The sequence below is a fragment of the Paraburkholderia kirstenboschensis genome, assembly GCF_904848585.1.
Lineage (GTDB): Bacteria > Pseudomonadota > Gammaproteobacteria > Burkholderiales > Burkholderiaceae > Paraburkholderia > Paraburkholderia kirstenboschensis.
On record NZ_CAJHCR010000071.1, the window covers coordinates 1 to 1,502 of the forward strand.

Consider the following 1,502-nt stretch of genomic DNA (forward strand, 5'->3'; position numbering starts at 1 on the left):
ATTCCAGTTCCAGCTCTTCGACGAAGGCCTCGATGATCCTCACCGGGTTATCCTCGGCAACGAAATCATCCAGACATTCTGGCAACAACGTTACCTGCTTGCGGTCTTCGCCTTCAACGAATCGCTTCATGAATCCCCCGACCCGAACGCGTTGATTCAGTTTAGGCGATCAATGCGTTTTCACACAGCCTTATATGGACACCGCCCGGTTTGCCAGGTCGAGCTTCATGCGATGTTCAAACGAGGTATCGGCTGCGGTCTTATATCCGGCCTTTCGTGCAAGCCGAAGCCTGCGGGCCCTGATGGATTTCGCCAGGAACGTCCTCATCTCGGTCACGCACAGTTAGTGCAAGGCTGTGTTCAGGTTTGCGTTCCTGCGGTCCGACCTGTTTCGCCATCACATGAGTATCAACCTCAGCAACCTATCGATACTACAGCTCGACGCTCACTGTCTCTACGTTAAGCGGGTCTTACGCTAGTGTGGTCCTTTTCATATGCATTGCCGTGAGCGAGGATGGCCCACGCGGTTCGTGCCATCTTGTTCGCAAGAGCGATTGCTGCGATGTTCGCTGGACGTCGCTCCAGGATCGCTTTCTGCCATCCAGTGGGTGTTTTTGAGTGATACATCACTGAGCGCGCGCCGTGGATGAGCAGCGTACGCAGATACGGATCACCCCGCTTCGAAATCCCGCCCAGCCAGACCTTGCCACCGGTGCCACTTTGCCGGGGTACCAACCCCAGAAAGGACGCAAACTCACGGCCGGACTTGAATGTCTTCGCATCGCCGATCGTCGCAACCAGTGCCGTCGCGGTAAGCCTGCCGATGCCGGGCACCGCTGCAATAGCTTGACACTCGGCTTCTCGCTTGTGCCAGCTGCCAATCTGTTTTTCCAGCTGATCGATATCCTGTTCGATCCCGTCGATGCGCCTCAACTGGTCCTGCAAGCTGCTGAGCATAGTCCCCGGCAGGGTGTCCTCGAGCTCCGTCATGCGTGCGCGGATCTCAGCCAATCCTGCCGCTCGTCCGACCCGAAACGACGCGCCAAACTCGTAAAGAAGGCCGCGCATCTGGTTCACCTGCATGGTGCGAAACTTGATGAGCAACGAGCGCATCCGGTGAAGAGCGAGCATCGCCTGCTGGTCTTCCGTCTTTGCCGCCACAGTTCGCATCCCCGGTTGCTGAACAGCAGTCCAGATCGCTCGAGCGTCAGCTGCATCTGTCTTGTTCGTCTGAACGAACGGCCGGATGAACTTCGGGTGTAACAGCACCGCCTCGTGCCCAAGCGCCTTGATCTTTCGAGCCCACCAGTGCGCACTGCCACATGCTTCAAATGCCACACGACCCGCTGGCCGTTGAGCCAGAAAGCTGATCAGTTCGTCGCGGCGAAAGCGCCGGTTCGCGATCTCGCCGGTCTGAGCGTCGACCCAGTACATCTGGAACACGTGCTTTGCAACATCCAGTCCGTATGTCGTAGCATTCATTTTGGGCCCTCCGTTCCTCA

Annotated in this window: 1 protein-coding gene; it reads right to left on the bottom strand. The window is 57.5% G+C overall.

The window, feature by feature from the left end; genetic code table 11:
- Positions 1 to 459: 459 nt before the first annotated feature.
- Positions 460 to 1,482, bottom strand: a complete 1,023-nt coding sequence (locus JMY24_RS37995) for an IS110 family RNA-guided transposase (protein ID WP_128598741.1) — start codon at positions 1,480 to 1,482, stop codon at positions 460 to 462.
- Positions 1,483 to 1,502: the final 20 nt, after the last annotated feature.